We start from the raw sequence: 20,545 nt of genomic DNA, 5'->3' as shown, positions 1-20,545 counted from the left end.
ATTCTCCACACACGCACTATGAAAAAAGTACTACTATCGGCCTACGCCTGCATCCCTAACATCGGTTCGGAAGAAGCAACCGGCTGGCTATACGCGACTACGCTGAGTCAGGAACAGATGGACGTTCATTGCCTGACCCAACTAAAAGGGAAAGACGCCATCGACACGGCGCTGGCCAGTGGGCAATGGCCCAACCTGACGGTCCATTACGTAACGATTCCCGACTGGGTCGAGCAATCGTACGGCCGGGGGCTTGCCGGCATGTATTTCCATTACCTCTACTGGCAGTGGGCCGCCAGTCAGGTAGCCCGCCGGCTGGATCGTCGGCGTCCATTCGATCTGGTGCATCACATTACCTACGGCAGCATTCAGCTGGGCAGTTTCATGTACCGCCTGAACAAGCCGTTCATTTTCGGACCGGTCAGTGGTGGGCAGAAATCGCCGGCGTCGCTGAAGCAGTATTTCGGCGGCTACTGGCGTCGCGAACAGATGCGCGACTGGGTCGGCGCGGTGCTGGAGCGAATCAATCCCGCCTTCGTCAACACCATCAAACGAGCGGATCGCGTCATCGTGACCAACTCGGACACCTACGAACTTGCCCGGCGCTACCGCCGGACGGGTGACATCGACAAAGTACTCGACGGCGGCATCGGGCAATCGTTTTTACCGGAAGGGCCGATCAGCCACGAACCCGGTCGCGAACTGAACGCGCTCTGGATCGGCCGGATGCTACCCCGGAAGGCGCTGGAACTCACCATTCACGCACTGAGCAAGGTAGACCCCAGCGTACCGATCAGGCTAACCATCGTTGGCGGTAAGGGCGACATGGTCGATCTCGTTCCGGGGTACATCGAGAAATACGGCGTGCAGGATCGCATCAACTGGGTTGGGCACGTATCGCACAACGAAGTCAAACAGTACCTGCAACAGGCCGATGTTTTTTTCCTGACCAGCCTGCGCGACTCGGGGCCACATCAGCTGCTGGAAGCGATGGCCTATTCGCTACCGGTCGTGACACTGAACCTGCACGGCCAGGGCGAAATCGTCAGCGACGAAACCGGCATCCGCGTGCCGGTCGGGTCGCCCGAGCAGGTCACGACCGATCTGGCAGCGGCCCTGACCTGGATGTGGCACCACCCGACCGAGCGGCAACAGATGGGACAGACCGCCTACCGGTTTGCCCTTACGCAGCTCTGGGACAGGAAAGTAAAGCTCTTCTCCGACAACTGGTACCCGGCCCTGGCAACCGCAGCAGTACAGCAGTCGGTTCGGGAGCCGGAACCGGTCGAACTGGGTCAGTTTTCGGACTACCGGCTCGGCTAACCACAGGTAGTCAACAGTATATCTATCTATCCCACGCATCGACCAACCGCATCATGTTACCCGCTGATTAACTCCGCAACGACAGTTCATCCGACGCCTGCCCGACTGTTTTTCAGGTGTACCCCACCGGTTAGCGCGTCTTATTCCAACGTTATGAAAACTGTATTGATCTCGGCTTACGCGTGCATACCTGGTCAGGGCTCCGAAGAAGGAACCGGCTGGACCTACGCGTCGACATTGAGTCAGAACGGGTATCGGGTGCACTGCCTGACCAAGAAAGACGGTCAGTCGGTAATCGATCCGATCCTGGCTTCCGGTCAGTACCCCAACCTGACGGTCCATTACGTACACGTTCCCGACTGGGTCGATACGTTTTGCGGAAAGGGACTGATCGGCATGTATTTCCATTACCTCTACTGGCAATGGACGGCCTCGAACCTGGCGTTGGCACTGGACAAAACAGACCCGATCGATTTGATTCACCACGTTTCATACGGCAGCATTCAACTGGGCAGTTTCATGTACCGGCTCCATAAACCGTTTGTATTCGGGCCGGTCGGTGGCGGGCAGCGGGCTCCCAAGTCGCTGAAACGCTATTTCGGCAGTTTCTGGACGCGGGAATGGATGCGCGACTGGGTGGGTACGCTGTTGCAATACGTCAATCCCGCCTTTTACCGGACGGTGCGGCAGGCCGATCAGTTAATCGTCACCAATCTCGATACACTCCGGCTGGCCCGTACGCTACGGCCAACAGCGCCGGTCGAGCGCATCTGGGACGCCAGCCTGAGCCGGACGTTTCTGCCCGCCGAACCGATTCAGCACACGCCCGGCGCGACGCTGAAGCTGCTGTGGGTGGGGCGACTCCTGCCGCGCAAAGCGCTCGAACTAACGATTCAGGCACTGGGTCAGGTCGACCCGGCCATCCCCGTCACGCTGACGATTGTCGGCGGCAAGGGCGAGATGGTCGATCACGTACCGGGCTACCTGGAACGCTACGGGGTGGCCGACAGAGTCGACTGGGTGGGGCACGTCACGTTTCAGCAGGTGAAGGCCTACTACGAGCAGTCGGACGTTTTCTTCTTCACCAGCCTGCGCGACTCCTGCCCGCATCAGTTGCTGGAAGCGATGGCCTACTCATTACCGGTCGTGACGCTGATGCTGCACGGACAGGCCGAACTCGTCGACGATTCGACCGGTATCCGCGTGCCGGTCGGTACGGAGGAGCAGGTCGTAGCGGCCCTGGCGCGCGCCATCGAGTGGATGTACCACCACCCGGCCGAGCGGCTCGCGATGGGCCAGGCCGGCTACGACTTTGCCCAGACGCAGTTGTGGGACACCAAAATCCGCCTGTTTACCGACCGTATTTACCCGGCGATACTGAGCGAGCCGGCTGTACTGGCGGAACACGACTAGACACGACACCATGCCTATCCCACCGCTACCATCGGCGATCAGTACCGCAGCCGCTTTACTTCTTCTGTCGATCATCGATACGTATTCAGAAATCGCCGGGCCATCGACGGCTTATGCGCTTTCTTTCTTTACTCCCTCTTGATAACCAGCGTTATGAAAAAGATCCTTATCTCTGCCTATGCCTGCATACCCGACCGAGGGTCTGAGGAAGGCAATGGATGGAACTACTCCTCACTCATCAGCAAACAGGGCTATCAAGTCTGGTGCATCACCCGCGATATCGGCAAACAAGAGATTGAGGAGAAGCTGGCGAAATACCCGAATCCGAACCTGACTTTTGTGTACGTAACGGTACCTAAATGGATCGACAATGCGTACCACAAAGGGCTGTTCGGACTGTATTTTCACTACATCTACTGGCAGTGGACGGCCTCGAAAACAGCGCTGGCGCTCAACAAACAGCATGGCTTCAACCTGGTTCACCACGTCAGTTACACCAGCCTGCAAATGGGCAGCTTCCTGTACCGCCTGAAGAAACCGTTCATCTTCGGGCCGGTGGGTGGCGGGCAGGAAGCGCCGACTACGTTTCGGCACTACTTCAAGGAATTCTGGCTGAAAGAGCAATTACGGTCGGCCGTCAGTAACCTCATGCTGCGTTTTAATCCGGGTTGCTACGAGTCGGTGCGCCGGGCCGATTACGTGCTGTCCTGGAATGAAGACACCAGCCGGATGATCCACAAACTCGGCCGCAAACGGGCAGTCGACAAGGTATTCGGCGGTATCGACAAAAACTTTATTCCGGCCGCCCCCATGCACCGACCCTCACGGGATGTCCTCGAACTGATCTGGGTCGGTCGGCTGATGCCCCGCAAAGGACTAGAACTGACCCTGCACGGTCTGAGTCGCGTCAATCCAACCTGTCACGTGCATTTTACCATCGTGGGCGACGGCGAGATGGGGAAGTACGTGGCGGAATACATCGAGAAATACAAGCTGCAACAGCGGGTAACCTGGGTGGGCAAAGTTCCGTATACGGAGCTGCGGTCGTACTACGCCAATGCCGACGTGTTCTACTTTACCAGCCTGCGCGATACCGGGCCGGGTCAGCTGATGGAAGCAATGGGCTATACGCTGCCCGTCGTGACGTTGATGCTGCACGGACAGGCCGAACTCGTCGACGACTCGACCGGTATCCGCGTGCCGGTTACCGACCCCGAAACCGTAGCCAATGAGCTGGGCAAGGCCATCGAATGGATGTACTATAACGAAGAGAAGCGATTAGCGATGGGGCTCAACGCCTACCACTTTGCCCAGGATCAGTGCTGGGAAAAGAAGATCAACCGACTGCTACACACGTATTACGACGCGCTGCTCAAACTCGAACCTGTGAATTAAGCGGCACCTTACCCGTCCGCTACCCACGTAAACAACAAAGCCGTTCCGGTTATGCACATTGCCATTGCTGCCCCCATTGCCACCGCCGACCTGCTGGTTGATCTGGACCCGGCCGTCAGACGCTCGTTCCCGGAGGGACGGGCCGAAGCGCCTTTGATCAGCCACCTGATTCTGGAATTACTCCGCCAGGGTCACCGGGTACTAGCCATCACGACCGATCGAAACCTGGACGACGATCAGCCACCGTTCGTTTACGAGCAGGGGCAGCTTACGTACGTGGTCGCGCCGAGCCGGCAGCGTATTTTCCGGCCGAACGGCAAACGCCCCGGTCGCACGGCCGACTTTTTCCGCGTCGAGCGGAAGCACATTCTGGCCATTCTCCGCCAGTACAAGCCGGAAGTCGTTCATGCCCACTGGACGTATGAATTTGCGATGGCTGCCATGGCCTACGATCCTGACGCGCTGATTACCGTTCACGACAACGCCCGGCTGATTCTGAAGTACATCCCTACGCTGGAGCGGCTGTTTATGTTAGGCATGGCCCGGTACGTATTCCGCAAAGGGCGTCGGTTTACGGCGGTATCGCCCTACACGGCCCAGTCGGTTCAGCCCTGGACTTCGGCGCGCATTCAGGTCGTACCGAATCCGGTTATGATGCCGAACCTTGACGAAGTGGTTCGTCCGGCGCATCCGGTTATCGCGATGGCGGTCAACGGCTGGGCCTTGCACAAGAATCTGGAAACGGCGTTGCTGGCCTTCAAAACGATTCAGCAGCAGCACCCCGATGCTGTACTAGCGGGTTACGGCACGGCCTTCGAACCCGGCAAGCAGGCCGACGATTTCTGTCAGAAGCACGCGATCACAAACGTTCAGTTCCTGGGTCTTACCCCCCATCAGGCGATGTTACAGGGGATGGCGCAGAGTGATCTGGTGCTGCACACATCGATCGAGGAGTCGTTTGGTATGGTACCCGCTGAAGCGATGGCCTGCGGGGTGCCGGTCGTTGCCGGGCAGCGCAGCGGAGCGGTTCCCTGGGTCGTTGGCGAAGGTGGGCTGCTGGTCGACGTAATGGATGCCAGCGCCATCGCTGCCGCCGTCGACCGCCTGCTGACGAACCGGCCACTGGCGCAGTCGATTGCCCGCAAGGCACAGGCCAGCGTTGCCGACCGGTTCAATCTAACTCAGGTAACTGCGCAGTACATGGCCCTGTACGAACAATCGCTGCACCCGGACCGTCGTCCGGTAGCTGCCTGAGCAAGTCGAAAAGGCCCTGCCCTGTCGATTTGACGCTGACCGGTCCGTACCCACACATACAAGTTAACGCCCGTGTCGTTGCCCTTTCTCCGTTATGACTGAAGCGGGGACGATGACACAGGAACAAACCGATTCGCTACCAACCCCGACAATGCACCGCTGATCCATCAGCCACGTCAATCCGCAGCCGAACGCCTACCGGGTTTTGTCTACCCCTTGTTCACGGCTTTGTATATCCACTAACCAATTACGCATATGAAACCAACCAATTGCAGGCTACTCCTGCTGTCCCTATTCATCGGTCTGGCGGGACTTATCGTCAGTTGCAAAGACCCCAACCCAGTCGTCAACCCCACACCGACGACGGTAACGATCAGTAGCATCGATCCAACGTCAGCGCCGGTCGGTAGTACCATTGCCATCACGGGTACCAACTTCAGTTCCGACCCGGCCAGCAACACGATCACGATTGGGGGCGTCCCGGCCACAATCGTGTCGGCCTCGTCGACCCGCCTGGTCGTGACAGTTCCCACCAGCGCCACTACCGGTCCGGTCAGTGTATCGGCAGGTGGTCAGACGGCCCAGAGCCAGACGTCGCTGACGGTAACCTTACCATCCGTCAAACCAGTTGTTACCTTGCAGGGAACGATCTTCAGCAGCCGCACGCTCAGCCGCGACACGGTGTACCTGTTGCGGGGTATCGTGTATGTGCCACAGACCTACACGCTGACGATTCCGGCGGGAACCGTTATTCGCGGAGCCAGTGCCGACGCCGACCCGTCAGGAGCGAACATGCCCGGCGCGCTGGTGATCGAGCGCGGGGGCTTTATCAACGCCCGGGGTACAGCCAGCCAGCCAATTGTCTTCACCTCAGCAAAAACCGCCGGTCAGCGGGCGACAGGCGACTGGGGTGGCGTGGTGCTGATCGGTCGGTCACCGGTTAACCGGGCCGGTACGACCGCGAACCCACGGGGCATTCGCGGTACGGTAGAAACCTACGGCGAACCCGCCAGTAATTCGGGTGCGATGCAGTACGTCCGAATTGAATACGCGGGTGCACCGATGGCGGGCAACACGGCCGTTCGGCTGGCCGGGCTATCGTTCATCGGCGTAGGCACGGGCACAACCATCGATCACATCCAGGTATCGAACAGCGGTGGCGATGCGTACAGCTGGTTTGGCGGTACGGTCAACGCGAAGAATCTGATGGCCTTCCGCACCACCGACGACGACTGGACGGTCGACTGGGGGTATACGGGGAACGTACAGTTTGCTGCGGCTCTGCGCGACCCAAGCGTGTTCGACGCATCGGGTTCGAACGGACTGGAAGTCGAGAACTACGAAACGGCCGACACCGACGTATCGCTGGTTACGCCAATCAACGGCCAGGCGCAAAACGTACCGGTCTTTGCCAACATCAGCAGTTTCGCCTACAACACAACGCCGACGACAGGTAACGCGCGCGCTGGTTTGTTTGTCCGGCGGAACAGCGCCATTGCGGTCTATAACTCGCTGTTCTACGGCTATCCGGAAGGCGTTCATATCGAGTCGACTACCGGCCCCAGCAGCCTGACCAGTGGCACAGTCGATCTGCGCGGGGTTGTACTGGCGAACACCCTATCGCCGGTGGTGGGTGGTGGAGCCGTCACCAGCGATCAGGTGTCGCAGTATGTTCAGACGGTAGGACGGAACAACCAGATCGTCCCATCGAACAACCTGGCAGCGCTACTGCTGAATGGCAGCAACTTTACGCTGACGTCACCGGCCTTCCTGCCCCAGTCAGGTTCGCCCTTGCTGAGCGACGCGGTAAGCGGCAACCGACTCAACAGTTTCTTCACTGCGGTAACCTATCGCGGAGCCTTCGGCACCGACAACTGGGCCACCAACTGGACGAATTACAATCCGCAGGCCGTCGACTACGACCGATAGGCTGTTTTTGTCAGCAAAATGAGAAGGGGGAGCCAGATCTGGTTCCCCCTTCTCGTTTTGGCACTAGATTTCGCGGCTACGCTTTTATCTCCTGCCCTGAACGAATCGTTACCGGCGCGCCATCGGCCAGAAACACGCTGCTTGGCGGTCCCGTAAAGAAGGGCGCAAATTGGGAGCCGTATAACTGGGCCACGTCGCAACGTACGTCAAACTGGCTGACGGGATAAATTTTCCAGCGGTCGTGAACGACTTCGAATTCCGACGTATGCTTCGCTCCGCGTGCGGTATAGCCCCAGTAATTTTCGGTAATAAACCATTCTTCGCTACCCGGCTGCGCCTGTTCCCCCGCCCGACTAGCCTCAACATCGATGTAATTCCAGTCGTCGCCTACCTTCCATTCGTAGCGAATGTGCTGACTATCATCGCGGAATTGCCAGGTGTGGCGCATGGGTCGGGTTTCGTACGGTTCGCCGTAGAGCGTTCGCGCAACCCATACGATTGCCGGTTTCGGCACGATTTCCTTAACAAACACGACACCCCGCTGCCAGCCCTTCTCCGTTTTGCGTCGGACGTAGAAACGAAGGTTAAACTCTTCAAATTCGGTATGGAACGGCACCGGTACCTCACCCAGCATCCGTACCTTCTCGAAGTTGAACCCAACCAGACTACCGAAACAGACGCCATTATAGTCGTCGAGTTCGGTTCCGTGCGGCACAAGCGGTTGCAGCACCGCCCGATCGATCGGGTAGTTAGCGAAGATCAGGTTGCACCAGTCGGCAGATAAAAACGTGAACGCCATTGTAATTGTGTCTGAACCGATGCCCCCAGGGCTACTCGTGTAGGGCTTTTTGTTGGTGTTAGCTAATTAATTGGCTGAACATGTGGGATCTTTCTACCCCTAAATCCCCTGAAGGGCAGGGCCGTTAAGTTCTGGGTAGCCCCACCCCCCAGCCCCCTAAAGGGGGAGCATTCTGCGGATGAACGGCTCCCCATTTAGGGGGCTGGGGGGTGGTTTAGCCGAAGGAAATTTGGCCAATACCAGCATTCAATCAAGAACTTAACAGCCCTGCCCTGAAGGGGACTTTGTCTATGTATGATCAAAGTCCCCTTCAGGGGATTTAGGGGTAAAAAAGGCATGTAAACAGCGTCGCAGACTCACCTGCGCAACACCCCTACACAAACAGCCCGTTAGGGAAGGGTTATGGCCAGTTGTAGCCGTGGCTTATGAAACCTTACGGGAACTTGGGAAACTTGCTGAAGTCGGGCTTGCGCTTTTCCAGAAAGGCGTCTTTCCCTTCTTTCGCTTCTTCCGACAGGTAATAGAGCAACGTTGCATCGCCGGCCAGCTGCTGAATACCCGCCTGTCCGTCGAGTTCGGCATTGAACGATGCCTTGAGCATCCGCAGCGCAATCGGGCTTTTTTCGAGCATCTTCCGGCACCAGGCTATAGTCGTTTCTTCCAGCTTATCAAGCGGCACAACCTTGTTGACCAGTCCCATATCGAGGGCTTCCTGCGCGTCGTACTGATCGCAGAGGAACCAGATTTCGCGGGCTTTCTTCTGCCCTACGACCCGCGCCAGATACGAAGCACCGAACCCACCGTCGAACGAGCCGACTTTCGGGCCGGTCTGGCCGAAGCGGGCGTTTTCGGCGGCAATGCTCAGGTCACAGACGACGTGCAGTACGTGACCGCCCCCGATCGCATAGCCCGCCACCATCGCCACAACAGGCTTGGGAATCCGGCGAATCTGCATTTGCAGATCGAGCACATTCAGACGCGGCACTTTGTCTTCGCCGACGTAACCACCATGTCCCCGAATCGACTGATCGCCCCCGGAGCAGAACGCTTCGCCCCCCTCGCCGGTCAGAATAACCACGCCCACACGCTCGTCCTGCCGGGCAATTTCCATCGCTTCCGACATCTCCTTCACCGTCTGCGGAGTGAACGCGTTGCGCTTGTGCGGCCGGTTGATGCTTATTTTGGCAATCCCGTCGTAATACGTAAACAGGATTTCCTGATACTCCTTAATAGTCTCCCAAGGGTAATTGCTTGTCATGGCTAGTAGTGATTGAGTGGTGGAATGACTGAATGACAGAATAAGTAAATGAGTCGACAGGTGCAGACCATTCAATCATTCTGTCACTTATTCATTCTATCATTCAGAATATGAAACATCGTGATACTGTACGTCCCAGGTGTGGTCGGCCATCATGCGGACGGTAGCCAGGCAACACTCGAAAGGGAAGGTACGCCCCCACTCCGTCGGGCCAACCATCGACAGCAGATCGGTACCATTTTTGCGCTGGTAAAAGTGATACGTGTGTCCGACTACCGGTTCGAAACTCATCTGTGCCGCGTAAATACGCTCGGAAATTTCGACCCGGTGCCGAATGGCGGTCGCCTGCTCGGCCAGCAGCTGCATCTGCTTATAGAGCTGACTGAGCTGCATGTCGGTCTGTTCGCGCATGGCGGCAACGGCCCGACCGGTGATCTTACCTTTATCTTCGGGCCGAATGACGGCACCGCCCGCCGTGTGGGCGTATTCGAGCAAGCCCGGCGACGCGGCTACCTTGTCGGGCGAGATTGGATTGACAACAACTTTTGCTTCTTCCATACGTATTAGCAAACCGCCGGATGAATGGCTTTGTTTCTCCAGCGTTTGTTGATAAAAAAAAGCATCTTTACGACACTATATCCGCTATTTCGGCAAAAGTACGACAAACCTATGGAAACCGCTTCTACCCCATCGAACCAGCCGCTCCTCTCCCGGCAGTCGTTTTTTCACGTGCTGGGCGCAGCCTTCACAACGCTGCTTTTCTCCGGTAACACCTCGGGCTGTTCCGGCAACGAAGCCGCCCCCGACCCCCAATCCGACGTAATGACGCTGAATCTGACCGATAAAGTCAATCAGGGGCTGATGCAGAAAGGGGGCTATGTGTTGACCAACAACATCGTCGTGGCCCATACCAATGCCGATCAGTACGTAGCCGTCAGTGGTCGCTGCACCCACGACAACACGGCGCTAGTCTTTCGGGCTGCCGAAAATCAGTTTTACTGCCCGCTCGATCTGTCGCGGTATAACCTGAGCGGCAGGGTTATCAGCGGTCCGGCTACGGTTCCACTCAAGGTATACAACGTGTCCAGCCCGAGCGCCGGTGTCTTGCAGATAACTCCTCAGTAATCGATTAGGTGACCCGATCACCGCGACCTGGTCATCGTGACCCGGTCATCGTGACCCGGTCATCGTGACCCGGTCATCGTATTTGTAGTCCATGCTTCTTTTACCCGACCGCCCCTTTCCACCGGCGCAGACCGATTACGAAGCGCACACCCAGCAGTTTTGCCGGGCCTGGCAGAGCGGCCAGGAAACATTCACGCTGCACACCTCCGGCTCGACGGGTACGCCAAAACCCATCGAGCTGACCCGTGCTCAGATGCGGGCCAGCGCACAGCTGACCGGGCAGGCACTGGGATTGCAGGCGGGGGATTCGGCGCTGGTCTGCCTGAACACGCGGTACATTGCCGGAACGATGATGCTCGTGCGGGGGCTGGAACTGGCGCTACCGATGACGGTTGTTGAGCCGGTCAGCAATCCGCTTATCCGCCCGGAAGTGGTGGGTAAGTCATTCGCGTTCACCGCCCTTGTTCCTCTGCAACTGCAAACGATCCTGACCGAAACGCCTGAAAAAAAGGCTGTTCTGGACGGGATGAAAGCCATTCTGGTAGGCGGAGCCGCTACCAGCCCGGCACTCGAAGGGCTTATTCAGTCGATCACCGCGCCGGTCTACGCGACCTACGGCATGACGGAAACGGTTTCGCACATCGCCCTCCACCGACTTAATGGTCCGACCGTATCCGACCTGTTTACAGCACTGCCCGGTGTCGATTTAGGCACCGATGAACGGGGTTGCCTGCACATTACGTCAGCCGCCACCAACTTCGAACGCGTGCAGACCAACGATGTCGTTGACTTACGGGATGCGACGCAGTTCCGACTGCTGGGCCGGGCCGACAGTGTCATCAACAGCGGGGGCGTCAAGGTGCAGCCCGAGCCTGTTGAGCGGCTTATTCAGACCTACCTTGCCGAACACAACCGCAGCCCCCGACTGTTTATCGCCGGCTTACCCGACGACCGGCTGGGACAACGCGTCGTACTCGTGCTGGAAGGATCATCGCTGACGGAGCCCCAATGGACGACGATTCAACAGATTGTTCGTACTGCACTCGGTCCGTATTCCGTGCCGAAAGCCTGGCATTCCGTCGACGTATTCAGCGAAACACCCACCGGCAAGATCGATCGACGGGCGACAATCGACCAAATCCGCTAATTTTGCGCGGCCGACTCTTACGCTATGTCATTTACCAATCTTCGCATTCGTTTCCAGACCGCCCGGTCGCTACCCGCGCCTTACGCTTATTTCTACACACTCGACATGCGGCCGGCCTTCGGCGACTTTTTACAGGTCGATCTGTCGATCACATACCCCGACCGCGACGATATCGAGGACGACGAACTGATCGCGGAAGGATTTACGCGCGACGATGATTTTACCTGGTCGGGCCGACTATCGAAACCCTGGCTACAGGCCGTTGCCAAGCTGGCCGAACAGACAAAACTTCAGCCAGCCGGGGAGGATGATCTGGACGAAGACGACGATTTCTGGGAGCTGACCCTGAAGCAAAACCCCGGCCCCGATCGGCAGGGCCGTCCGGCGGCTACTGGTCCTGGTAGTACCGACAACTGGCAGTATCTGGTGCAGGAATTAACCCAGGCTACGTTCGAAGCCGATGGTCGGGAGCGCCCGTTTGAGTTGACATACCTGCGTATCGGCCCTGAAGATCATGAAGTGCGGCTGATCGCTTCGTTTGCGCAACGGAACGTCAATTTCACGACCATCCGCAATCGGCGCGAACGCAACCGCTCACTGCCCTGGACGGCGTTGCAGGACATTATGACCGCTGTATTTGCCAACGACTATGATCCCGACATGGCGCAACTCAAGCGCCCGAAAGCCCCCGGTCAATGGCTAAACCTCGGCACCGACGAATGGTACAACATCAGTGCGTTTCCTGACCTTACAGAGAAGCTGGAGACTTTATAAACCCGTGTAGCCGGGTCCGTATAGGCGCAGTCGACACGGTTCGGTATGTGCTTCTATACCGTCACCTCAACACCGCGCAGCCGCAGCAGCGACAATTCCTTCATCTTCGACTCGTACATGATGTCGACCTCTTTGCCGTATGTGTTGACGGGCGAGTAAATCCAGTCGGCATGGGCTTCGCGCCGGGCCGTGGTATCTTCGTTGTGCTGCCGCGAATCCGAGAAATGAAACACCGGCCGAACATCCCAGGTATTATAGGCGGCCATAAACGCTTCCTGTTCCGTTTGCAGACCGGGATTGAGCGAATGGTGAAAATAGTCGAAGACGATGGGAGCACCGATCGTTTCCGACAGGGGCACCAGGTCGGCTACGGTGTACAGACTAACACGGTCGTCGTTTTCGACCGTCAGGCGGGCACGCAGGTTCTCCGATAACAAGCCAAAATTCTGCGCAAACCGGATGAGCGTAGCCTCTTTGTCGCCGTAGGTACCGCCCACGTGAATGTTGATTTTGTTCCAGTGCGACGGCGTTAGCCCCATCAGGTCGAACAGCTCGGACTGGTATTCAAGGTCTTTGATCGTATTGTCGAGTACGCTCCCCTGCCCCGCCAGGTGATTGAAGGGGCCGGGGTGAATGGTCAGACGGATGGGGCGTGTACCGATGGCCTCCAGTATTGCCCGGATCTCGGGAAAATCCGGCAATTCAGCCAGTTTATATTCTGATGCCCACGGAAACATATCCGACGACATTCGAAAGATGCGAAAGCCGTTCGCCAGATTCCAGTCGACGATTTTCAGCAGATCAGTGACGTTTTTCAGGGCCAGTTCTGACGCGTAGGCGATTCCCCTGGCCATGAACGTTTTCCGAATCATCCCCCGGTTCGTCGTGATCTTGTCAGCCTGTAGACTCAGGTTGATGCAGGCATAGCCCACGTTTGGCGCTGTCGATTCCATAGGTAGTCAACGATTCGTTGGGAGCGATGGTTTTGCGACCGTTCCGTCAAAAGTAGGCCACTACGCGACCAGCTTTCCTGATTAACCTGGTATATTGATGCTTACCCTCATGCCTTGTCTCCCCTCATGAACGATTTGACCCCACTTCAGCGAGCCACGATTGTCAGCAACTATCAGCTGATGGCCAGGACGCTGGCCGAGTTTCAGCTGGTACGCTGGGCCGAATTTTCCTACGAACAACAGCTCGACCTGAATGCGTATCAGAACAGCCTGCTTGGCAGGGCCCATGACCTGCATACCCGTACCGTAAACCCCGCCGTCGATCAGGGCGAGCAACTGACCGAAGCGATCGAGCAGTTGGTACAGCACGTTCGGGCACGGCTCCAGACAGCCATCAACCTAACGCTGGCCCTCGGTCTGGGGGCCATGATCGTCGCCCTGGCCTCTCACGTTGCCCGGGCCAACCGGAAAGGTATTCACTCAGCCATCAGCGAGCTTCAGCACCTGCTGGAATTGGAAAAGCACTAAAAAAGCGGTCAGGATCGCTCCTAACCGCTTTTTTGTCGACTTCAGGTCAACCCGACGGGTCAACTAAAGGATGATACCAGACGGCGACTTGGTGCTCACCAGCTCGACGTCGAAGGTCAGATCCTGGCCCGCCAGCGGGTGGTTCGCATCGAGCGTAACGTTGGTATCGTCCAGTTTGCGAACGATCACCGGAATGGGCCGGGGGTTGCCATCCTCGTGCATGTTGAGCGTCATGCCTTCCTCAAGTGGAATATCATCGGGAATATCGGTGCGGTTCAGCGTGAAGATCATTTCTTCGTTTGCCGGACCGTACGCATCTTCCACAGGTATATTGATCGTCTTCCGTTCGCCTTCGTTCATGCCCAGCACGCCTTCATCAAACCCTCTGATGACCTGACCGCTGCCGACCGTGAACTCAAGTGGAGAGCGTCCCTCCGATGAATCGAACACGGTTCCGTCGGTCAGTGTACCTTTATAATGCACCTGAACGGTGTCTCCGGATTTTGCTTGTGCCATAGTTAGTAGAACTAGTTTTGCTTAGAAACCCAAAAGACAGATAAGCGTTCAGAGGGCCGGAATGTTTGCCCCTTTTTTACAAAAAAAACGAGGTATTAATCAATTTTCTAGCGCCTACATTTGACCCTATCGGAAACTTATATATGTTTGTTTCCAATCTGTCGTTACAACACTTATGGAATCATCTGGTCAGGAATTTCTGCGCGGTACGCTCAAAACGATTGTACTGAATCTGCTGGCTGAACCCACCCCAACCGGTCCGCGCCGGATGTACGGCTATGAAATCACGCAGGCCGTTCACGACCGGACCCGTGGCGACCTTACGCTTTCGTTCGGCGCGTTGTATCCGGTATTGCACAAGCTGGAGCAGGATGGTCTGCTCCTGACCGACACGGTGGAAGTCGAGGGTCGGCTGCGTAAATACTACGCCCTGACCCCGCAGGGCAATCAGGCTGCCATCCAGAAGACATCCGATTTCGAGCGGTTTGTCCGCTCAGTACGAAGTTTGTTACAATCGCCCGGCGAACTGCTACCGGGCTAATTGCTGTCTCTATCGATCTAAACCCTCGTTACAAACATCCGTTACGGCCATGGAAAAACTCAACGACGGACAGGTAGCCACGCTACGCCGACACCTGCTCAAAACGGGCACCTCCGATGCCCTGATCGACGAATTGATCGACCACCTTGCCTGCGAAGTCGAACACTATGTCTGGATTGGGTTGCCGTTTGACAAGGCGCTGGAAACCGTAACCGATCAGGCAACCCACACGGCCGTCAAACACCTGCGTGAACGGTATCAGGTGGAGCTGACCATGAGCGACGAGCAGTTGCAGAAGGCTAGCCTGGACGACATCGTTTTTCAGTTTCGCAACAAAGCCTACGGTGCTTACGACCTCCGGCAATCGTATCGGCTAACCATGCGCAACGCCATCATTATGGCCGTCAGTTTCTGCCTGATGCTGGTCGCTATTCTGGACGGGCTAAACCGCAAGGAATGGTCGTACGTCAGCCTGACGGGGCTGGCCTGGATTCTGGGCGTCGCCGGGATGACCTACGCCGGTGTCAGCTGGTACCTCGCCCGCGTGCGCGAGCAGCAGTTTTCGGTTTGAGGTTTTCAGGATATAGCTTACGGTTTTCTGTAGTCGGTTTACGGCGCTTCCGCCAGCAAGCGCACGAATAAGTGGAGAACGAATACTTAACAAAAAGAGAGACGCAACAGCTGTTGCGTCTCTCTTTTTGTTGAACGGTAAACCGAATACTGAAACCCGTTAATATGCCCTGGCGAACAGTACCCGGCCGTTCGATGGTTTGCCGGAGAAAACATCGACGCCGTCTTCCGGTTCCTGGTCGAACGGGATGCAGCGAATCGTGGCTTTGGTTGCTTCCTTGATGGCATCTTCGGTTTCGGCCGTACCGTCCCAGTGCGCCAGAATGAAACCGCCTTTCTCGATCTGCTCCTGAAACTGCTCGAACGTATCGACCTTGAACGTGTTCGCTTCCCGGAAGGCTTTCGCCTTGTTGTAGATACTCGCCTGAATGTCGTCGAGCAAGGCTTTGATGCGCTCGGTCAACCCCTCGAACGGAACCGTTTCTTTTGTTTTCAGATCGCGCCGGGCGATTTCGACGGTGCCGTTTTCGAGATCCCGCGCGCCCATGGCCAGCCGGACAGGAACGCCCCGCAGCTCGTACTCGGCAAATTTCCAGCCGGGCTTGTTGGCGTCCGAATCGTCGAACTTAACCGAGATACCCGCTTTTTTCAGTTCCTGCACCAGTGGTTTTACCTTGGCCGAGATACTGTCAAGCTGTTCGTCGGTACGATAGATCGGTACGATCACCACCTGGATGGGAGCCAATTTTGGTGGCAGCACCAGTCCATCGTCGTCGGAGTGCGCCATGATGAGCGCGCCCATCAACCGGGTCGATACCCCCCACGACGTACCCCACACGTGTTCCAGCTGATTCTGTTTGTTCAGGAACTGTACGTCGAAGGCTTTGGCAAAGTTCTGCCCGAGAAAGTGCGACGTACCTGCCTGTAACGCCTTGCCATCCTGCATCATCGCTTCGATACACAGCGTATCGACCGCACCAGCAAAGCGTTCCGATGGTGTTTTCGCGCCCCGAACGACCGGCACCCCCATCCACTCTTCCGCGAAGGTTGCGTACACGTCCAGCATCTGCCGGGTTTCGGCTTCTGCTTCTTCGGCCGTCGCATGGGCGGTGTGCCCTTCCTGCCACAAAAACTCGGCAGTCCGCAGGAAAATACGGGTCCGCATTTCCCAGCGCACGACGTTCGCCCATTGGTTGATCAGCAGCGGCAAATCCCGGTACGACTGAATCCAGTTCTTGTACGTGCTCCAGATCACCGTTTCCGATGTCGGCCGCACAATCAGTTCTTCTTCCAGCTTGGCTTCCGGATCGACAATCACGCCCGAGCCGTCTTCCGCATTCTTCAACCGATAGTGCGTCACGACAGCGCACTCTTTGGCAAACCCTTCAACGTGCGACGCTTCTTTGCTCAGGTACGATTTCGGGATAAAGAGCGGGAAGTAAGCGTTGGTATGGCCCGTTTCCTTGAACATATCGTCGAGGGCACGCTGCATCTTTTCCCAGATCGAAAAGCCGTAGGGCTTGATCACCATGCAGCCCCGGACGGCGGAATTCTCGGCCAGATCGGCTCGTTTGATTAACTCATTGTACCACTCAGAGTAGTTTTCGCTCCGCGACGGAATTGCTTTTGCCATGCGTATATAGCGACCCGGTTTGTCGATAGATAAACCGATTTAATCGCACTTTATTTAAAACTGATTTAAACCAACCGGCAGTGGTTGGAATCTAGTAGATGAACACTTGCAAAGATAGGTTTTAATCCTATTTTTGTAATCAATCGGCCTGTTCTGCTGTTATATATGCAGAAGAGCTATGTGCAGTTCGAACGTCGTGCTTAAAATCCTTGCCAAATGAAAACGCAACCTTTATATCGCTACTTGTCGATGGCTGCGCTGTTGAGTATATGGGGTTGTACCTCATCACTTCAGACAGCTCAGAACACGGGCGAAGTCGATGACCTGTACGGGTCGTCGAGCAACGCGCAGGTGTACGCCAGCGCGTCAAACGATGCGTCGTCGGTGGCGCAGCGCCCAACCCGCCAGCGCGCATTGACACGGGGTCGAAACGCGAACCCTGACTATAACGACGAGCAACAGTACGGTGCTGGCTCCAACGCCGATGAGTACTACTCGGAGTTGACTACCCGTAAGCTGAACCGGGGTCTTTCACCCGACCCAGGCTGGAGCGACAACTCGACCAACAGCTACAACAACGGTTTTGCCAACGGTTACAGTGCCGCTCAGACGTCGGCGCTTAGCTGGAACCGCTGGGGATTTAATAACCTCGGCTTTTACAGCGGCCTTGGTCTAGGAATGGGCCTGGGCTACGGTGGACTAGGCGGTTTCGGCTACAGCCCCTTCTACGGTGGCTTCGGTTCACCATACATGTATGACTCGTTTGCGTACAGCCCCTACGGCTATGGCGGATTCGGTGGGTTTGGCTATAGTTCATTCTATTCGCCGTTTTACTCGCCATTCGGCTATAGTGCTTTCGCATATAGTCCGTTTGGTTATAGCCCCTTCGGCTATGGATTCGGGTCGGGCTTCTACGGTGGCGGTGGCTACTACGGCTATCCGGGGTACGTGAACAACGTAATCGTTACGGGTGCTGATCCATATCGTAACAACCGCGCTTACTACGGCGGCAGTCGCACAGCTGGTCGGTACACGTCTGATTTCGACAATACGAATCGGGGGTACAACGCCGGTGGTCGTCGGGTCGCAACGGGTACGTACGCCAACTCGTCGGGGGCAGCCACAACCGGTAGTACCTCGAACAGCGGTTACTATGCATCACCACGAGGTGGGCGTAACAACTCGTACTACTACGACAATGGTAGCGCAGCCCGGTCGTCGGGTAATAGCGTACCAGCCTACACCGGTAGTGCTAATGCAACGAGTACGTATTCGGCACCGCGCGGTGGTCGGGGCTATTCAAACTCGAACGATTACTACAGCAATGGTAATGGTAACAGCCGCTCAAGCTATCAGCAGCCAAGCTATCAGGCCCCACAACGGACTTATCAGAGTCAGAGCCGTTCGTACCAGCAGCCAAGCTATCAGCAACCCAGCTACCAGCAGCCTTCGTACCAAAGTCAGAGCCGGGGCTTTAGCCAACCCAGTTACAGTGCCCCCTCGGGTGGCGGCTTCTCAGGCGGAGGTAGCAGCGGTGGCGGTAGTGTAGGTGGTGGCGGTGGCCGTGGCCCACGCTAGTCGACAAGATTAGATTTGCTTAAAAAAAACCCGACGATTCTTACAATCGTCGGGTTTTTTCGTTTTGTATGCACAACGAGTAGTCGCGCGGTTAAACGGCGCATCATTCACGCACTCTAAAGGGCACTTAACAATCCCTGAACCAGTACATCTATGAGACACACTATCTTTACGACAGCCCTGCTGCTGTCGGTAGCACAGCTAACCTACGGTCAGGATACACCGGCGGCTTATGCCGATGCCACGTACCAGTATTCAGAAAACACGCTGAATGGAACGGCCCGCTTTCGGGGTCTGGGTGGCAATCAAGCGGCACTTGGCGGTGATGCCAGTAACCTGTTTGGCAACCCCGCTGGTCTCGGCTTCTACAACCGCTCGGAGTTAAGTATCAGCCCATCGTTCAACGGTGTCAACAACCGTAGTTCCTACCTGGGGTCGCAGACGACCGGCACGCAGGGTAACGTCAGCATCGGCCAGTTTAGCGTCGTCTTCTCCGGTCGCGACAACGGTCCCGAAAATCGGCGTGTCCGCCGGTCGAACTTCGGTATCTCGTATTCGCAGGCGCTGAATTTTCAAAACTATATCAACGCCGTTGGCATCAATCAGAACCGGAACTCGTCCATTCTGCAAACGTATGTCAATGAGGCCAACGCGGGTGACAACAACAACCCAAATGGCTATACGGGAGCAGCCATAAACAACCTGTACGATTTCAACTCAAATCAGGCAGCTAACTCGGCCGCTGCGGCTTACCAGCTGTACCTGATTGACCCAACCGGCGTCGTAGGTCAGAACGCGAGTGGGCAGATATTTGGTCCACCGTATGCGCGGGCGGATGCCAACACGGCAAAGCAGCAACAGGCTACGATCAGTCGGTCGGGTGCGAGTTCGCAGTGGACGCTGGCGTATGCGGGTAACTTCGACGACAAATTCTACATCGGCGGTTCGCTGGGTATCACGCGCCTGCGCTTCAATTCGACCTACGCGTTTACCGAAACGCCTATCAATGGCACGGCGTTTAACAACTACGTTCAAACCAACACGCTAACAGTAACCGGTACGGGTATCAATGCCACGCTGGGGATTATTTATAAGCTGGTGCCGGAAGTGCAGGTTGGTGCAACGATTGTCAGTCCGACGTTCAGTAGCGTGCGCGAGCAGTTCCAGCAAAGTCTGTCGGCAAGCCCCAGAGACCCGAACATCATCAACCCGCCGAACGGCCCAACTCCTCCGGGCAGCGTAGCCGTTGTCACCGGCAACGATAACTTTCCGTACTCGATGCAGACGCCTTTCCGGGCAACGGGTGGTGCTACGGTATTCCTCGGAAAAGCCGGTTTTCTAACGGCAACCGCTGAATACGTGGGCTACGGTGGCATGCGGGCGCGCACGACAGCTTTCAACGACGTTCAGACAAACAATCAGTTTCGCTCGGATGTAACACGCGAAGTGCAGGCAACGTACAAAAGCGTCGTAAACCTGCGGGCAGGGGCCGAATTCCGGGCGGGGATCGCGCGTGTTCGGGCCGGTGTCGGTTACTTACCCAGCGCGTACGTATTCGATCTGGATCGGGTACCGCGCGCCGACCGGTCTAAGCTGTTGGTATCAGCCGGACTGGGGGTTCGTAACGACCGCTTCTTCGCCGACCTGTCGGGTTCTTACCTAACCTATTCGTCAGGTTTTACCCCCTACTCGCTACCCAGCGATGCCAACACGCCAACCGTCCTGACCAGCAACCGGGGCACGAACGTGACGCTATCGGTCGGAACGTTCTTTTAACAATGCTTGAGTGATGGAGTGATAGACTGATTG

At 56.7% G+C, this 20,545-nt stretch carries 20 protein-coding genes; 14 read left to right on the top strand and 6 right to left on the bottom strand.

Annotated features, from left to right (window positions below; all coding sequences use genetic code 11):
- Positions 1 to 18: 18 nt before the first annotated feature.
- The 6 genes from CLV58_RS13640 (at position 19) to CLV58_RS13620 (ending at position 7,314) form a co-directional block, all read left to right on the top strand.
- Positions 19 to 1,323: a glycosyltransferase family 4 protein gene (locus CLV58_RS13640; RefSeq protein WP_106138381.1), complete on the top strand. Its 1,305-nt coding sequence runs from the start codon at positions 19 to 21 to the stop codon at positions 1,321 to 1,323.
- Between the two features lie 153 nt (positions 1,324 to 1,476).
- Positions 1,477 to 2,736, top strand: coding sequence for a glycosyltransferase family 4 protein (locus CLV58_RS13635; RefSeq protein WP_106138380.1), 1,260 nt, complete (start codon positions 1,477 to 1,479; stop codon positions 2,734 to 2,736).
- Positions 2,737 to 2,746: 10 nt separating this feature from the next.
- Positions 2,747 to 2,878 carry a hypothetical protein gene (locus tag CLV58_RS28980; RefSeq protein WP_281257910.1) on the top strand — a complete coding sequence of 44 codons (132 nt, stop codon included), beginning with the start codon at positions 2,747 to 2,749 and terminating at the stop codon, positions 2,876 to 2,878.
- A gap of 11 nt (positions 2,879 to 2,889) precedes the next feature.
- The gene (locus CLV58_RS13630; RefSeq protein ID WP_106138379.1) at positions 2,890 to 4,131 is read left to right on the top strand and encodes a glycosyltransferase family 4 protein; all 1,242 of its coding nucleotides are present in this window, start codon (positions 2,890 to 2,892) and stop codon (positions 4,129 to 4,131) included.
- A gap of 51 nt (positions 4,132 to 4,182) precedes the next feature.
- Entirely contained in the window at positions 4,183 to 5,385 is a 1,203-nt protein-coding gene (locus CLV58_RS13625; protein WP_106138378.1) for a glycosyltransferase family 4 protein, read from the top strand.
- Between the two features lie 255 nt (positions 5,386 to 5,640).
- Positions 5,641 to 7,314 carry an IPT/TIG domain-containing protein gene (locus tag CLV58_RS13620; RefSeq protein ID WP_106138377.1) on the top strand — a complete coding sequence of 558 codons (1,674 nt, stop codon included), beginning with the start codon at positions 5,641 to 5,643 and terminating at the stop codon, positions 7,312 to 7,314.
- 76 nt (positions 7,315 to 7,390) lie between these two features.
- Here the strand turns inward: CLV58_RS13620 and CLV58_RS13615 are convergent, their stop codons facing one another.
- The 3 genes from CLV58_RS13615 to CLV58_RS13605 all read right to left on the bottom strand — a co-directional run bounded on the left by CLV58_RS13615 (position 7,391) and on the right by CLV58_RS13605 (position 9,929).
- Positions 7,391 to 8,113, bottom strand: a complete 723-nt coding sequence (locus tag CLV58_RS13615) for a YqjF family protein (protein WP_106138376.1) — start codon at positions 8,111 to 8,113, stop codon at positions 7,391 to 7,393.
- A gap of 433 nt (positions 8,114 to 8,546) precedes the next feature.
- Complete coding sequence (menB, locus tag CLV58_RS13610; RefSeq protein ID WP_106138375.1) at positions 8,547 to 9,371, bottom strand: 1,4-dihydroxy-2-naphthoyl-CoA synthase; 825 nt, start codon at positions 9,369 to 9,371, stop codon at positions 8,547 to 8,549.
- 99 nt (positions 9,372 to 9,470) lie between these two features.
- A complete protein-coding gene (locus CLV58_RS13605; protein ID WP_106138374.1) occupies positions 9,471 to 9,929 on the bottom strand; it encodes a DUF2452 domain-containing protein in 459 nt (152 codons plus the stop codon).
- Between the two features lie 111 nt (positions 9,930 to 10,040).
- On the opposite strand from CLV58_RS13605, the gene CLV58_RS13600 reads away from it, so the two are divergent.
- The 3 genes from CLV58_RS13600 (at position 10,041) to CLV58_RS13590 (ending at position 12,417) form a co-directional block, all read left to right on the top strand.
- Positions 10,041 to 10,496: a QcrA and Rieske domain-containing protein gene (locus CLV58_RS13600; protein WP_170108702.1), complete on the top strand. Its 456-nt coding sequence runs from the start codon at positions 10,041 to 10,043 to the stop codon at positions 10,494 to 10,496.
- A gap of 91 nt (positions 10,497 to 10,587) precedes the next feature.
- On the top strand, positions 10,588 to 11,643 hold the full coding sequence (locus CLV58_RS13595) for an AMP-binding protein (RefSeq protein WP_106138372.1): 1,056 nt from the start codon (positions 10,588 to 10,590) through the stop codon (positions 11,641 to 11,643).
- A 24-nt stretch (positions 11,644 to 11,667) separates the two neighbouring features.
- Positions 11,668 to 12,417 carry a hypothetical protein gene (locus tag CLV58_RS13590; protein WP_106138371.1) on the top strand — a complete coding sequence of 250 codons (750 nt, stop codon included), beginning with the start codon at positions 11,668 to 11,670 and terminating at the stop codon, positions 12,415 to 12,417.
- 53 nt (positions 12,418 to 12,470) lie between these two features.
- Here CLV58_RS13590 and uvsE read toward each other — a convergent pair whose 3' ends face one another.
- On the bottom strand, positions 12,471 to 13,370 hold the full coding sequence (gene uvsE, locus CLV58_RS13585) for a UV DNA damage repair endonuclease UvsE (protein WP_106138370.1): 900 nt from the start codon (positions 13,368 to 13,370) through the stop codon (positions 12,471 to 12,473).
- A 126-nt stretch (positions 13,371 to 13,496) separates the two neighbouring features.
- On the opposite strand from uvsE, the gene CLV58_RS13580 reads away from it, so the two are divergent.
- Complete coding sequence (locus CLV58_RS13580) at positions 13,497 to 13,898, top strand: hypothetical protein (protein ID WP_106138369.1); 402 nt, start codon at positions 13,497 to 13,499, stop codon at positions 13,896 to 13,898.
- 63 nt (positions 13,899 to 13,961) lie between these two features.
- Here CLV58_RS13580 and CLV58_RS13575 read toward each other — a convergent pair whose 3' ends face one another.
- Positions 13,962 to 14,414, bottom strand: coding sequence for an FKBP-type peptidyl-prolyl cis-trans isomerase (locus CLV58_RS13575; protein WP_106138368.1), 453 nt, complete (start codon positions 14,412 to 14,414; stop codon positions 13,962 to 13,964).
- Positions 14,415 to 14,589: 175 nt separating this feature from the next.
- Between CLV58_RS13575 and CLV58_RS13570 the strand changes: the two genes are divergently transcribed.
- Both CLV58_RS13570 and CLV58_RS13565 read left to right on the top strand, forming a co-directional pair.
- Positions 14,590 to 14,955 (top strand): PadR family transcriptional regulator, encoded by a 366-nt coding sequence (locus CLV58_RS13570; protein WP_106138367.1) that lies wholly within the window; start codon positions 14,590 to 14,592, stop codon positions 14,953 to 14,955.
- Positions 14,956 to 15,004: 49 nt separating this feature from the next.
- Entirely contained in the window at positions 15,005 to 15,526 is a 522-nt protein-coding gene (locus CLV58_RS13565) for a hypothetical protein (protein WP_106138366.1), read from the top strand.
- A gap of 159 nt (positions 15,527 to 15,685) precedes the next feature.
- Here CLV58_RS13565 and proS read toward each other — a convergent pair whose 3' ends face one another.
- A complete protein-coding gene (gene proS / locus CLV58_RS13560; RefSeq protein WP_106138365.1) occupies positions 15,686 to 17,158 on the bottom strand; it encodes a proline--tRNA ligase in 1,473 nt (490 codons plus the stop codon).
- Between the two features lie 216 nt (positions 17,159 to 17,374).
- Between proS and CLV58_RS13555 the strand changes: the two genes are divergently transcribed.
- Complete coding sequence (locus CLV58_RS13555; protein WP_106138364.1) at positions 17,375 to 18,736, top strand: hypothetical protein; 1,362 nt, start codon at positions 17,375 to 17,377, stop codon at positions 18,734 to 18,736.
- A gap of 153 nt (positions 18,737 to 18,889) precedes the next feature.
- The gene (locus CLV58_RS13550) at positions 18,890 to 20,512 is read left to right on the top strand and encodes a hypothetical protein (RefSeq protein WP_106138363.1); all 1,623 of its coding nucleotides are present in this window, start codon (positions 18,890 to 18,892) and stop codon (positions 20,510 to 20,512) included.
- Positions 20,513 to 20,545 lie beyond the last annotated feature (33 nt).

It is taken from the genome of Spirosoma oryzae (assembly GCF_003002825.1).
Taxonomy (GTDB): domain Bacteria; phylum Bacteroidota; class Bacteroidia; order Cytophagales; family Spirosomataceae; genus Spirosoma; species Spirosoma oryzae.
This window is presented reverse-complemented; position numbering and strand designations above follow the sequence as displayed.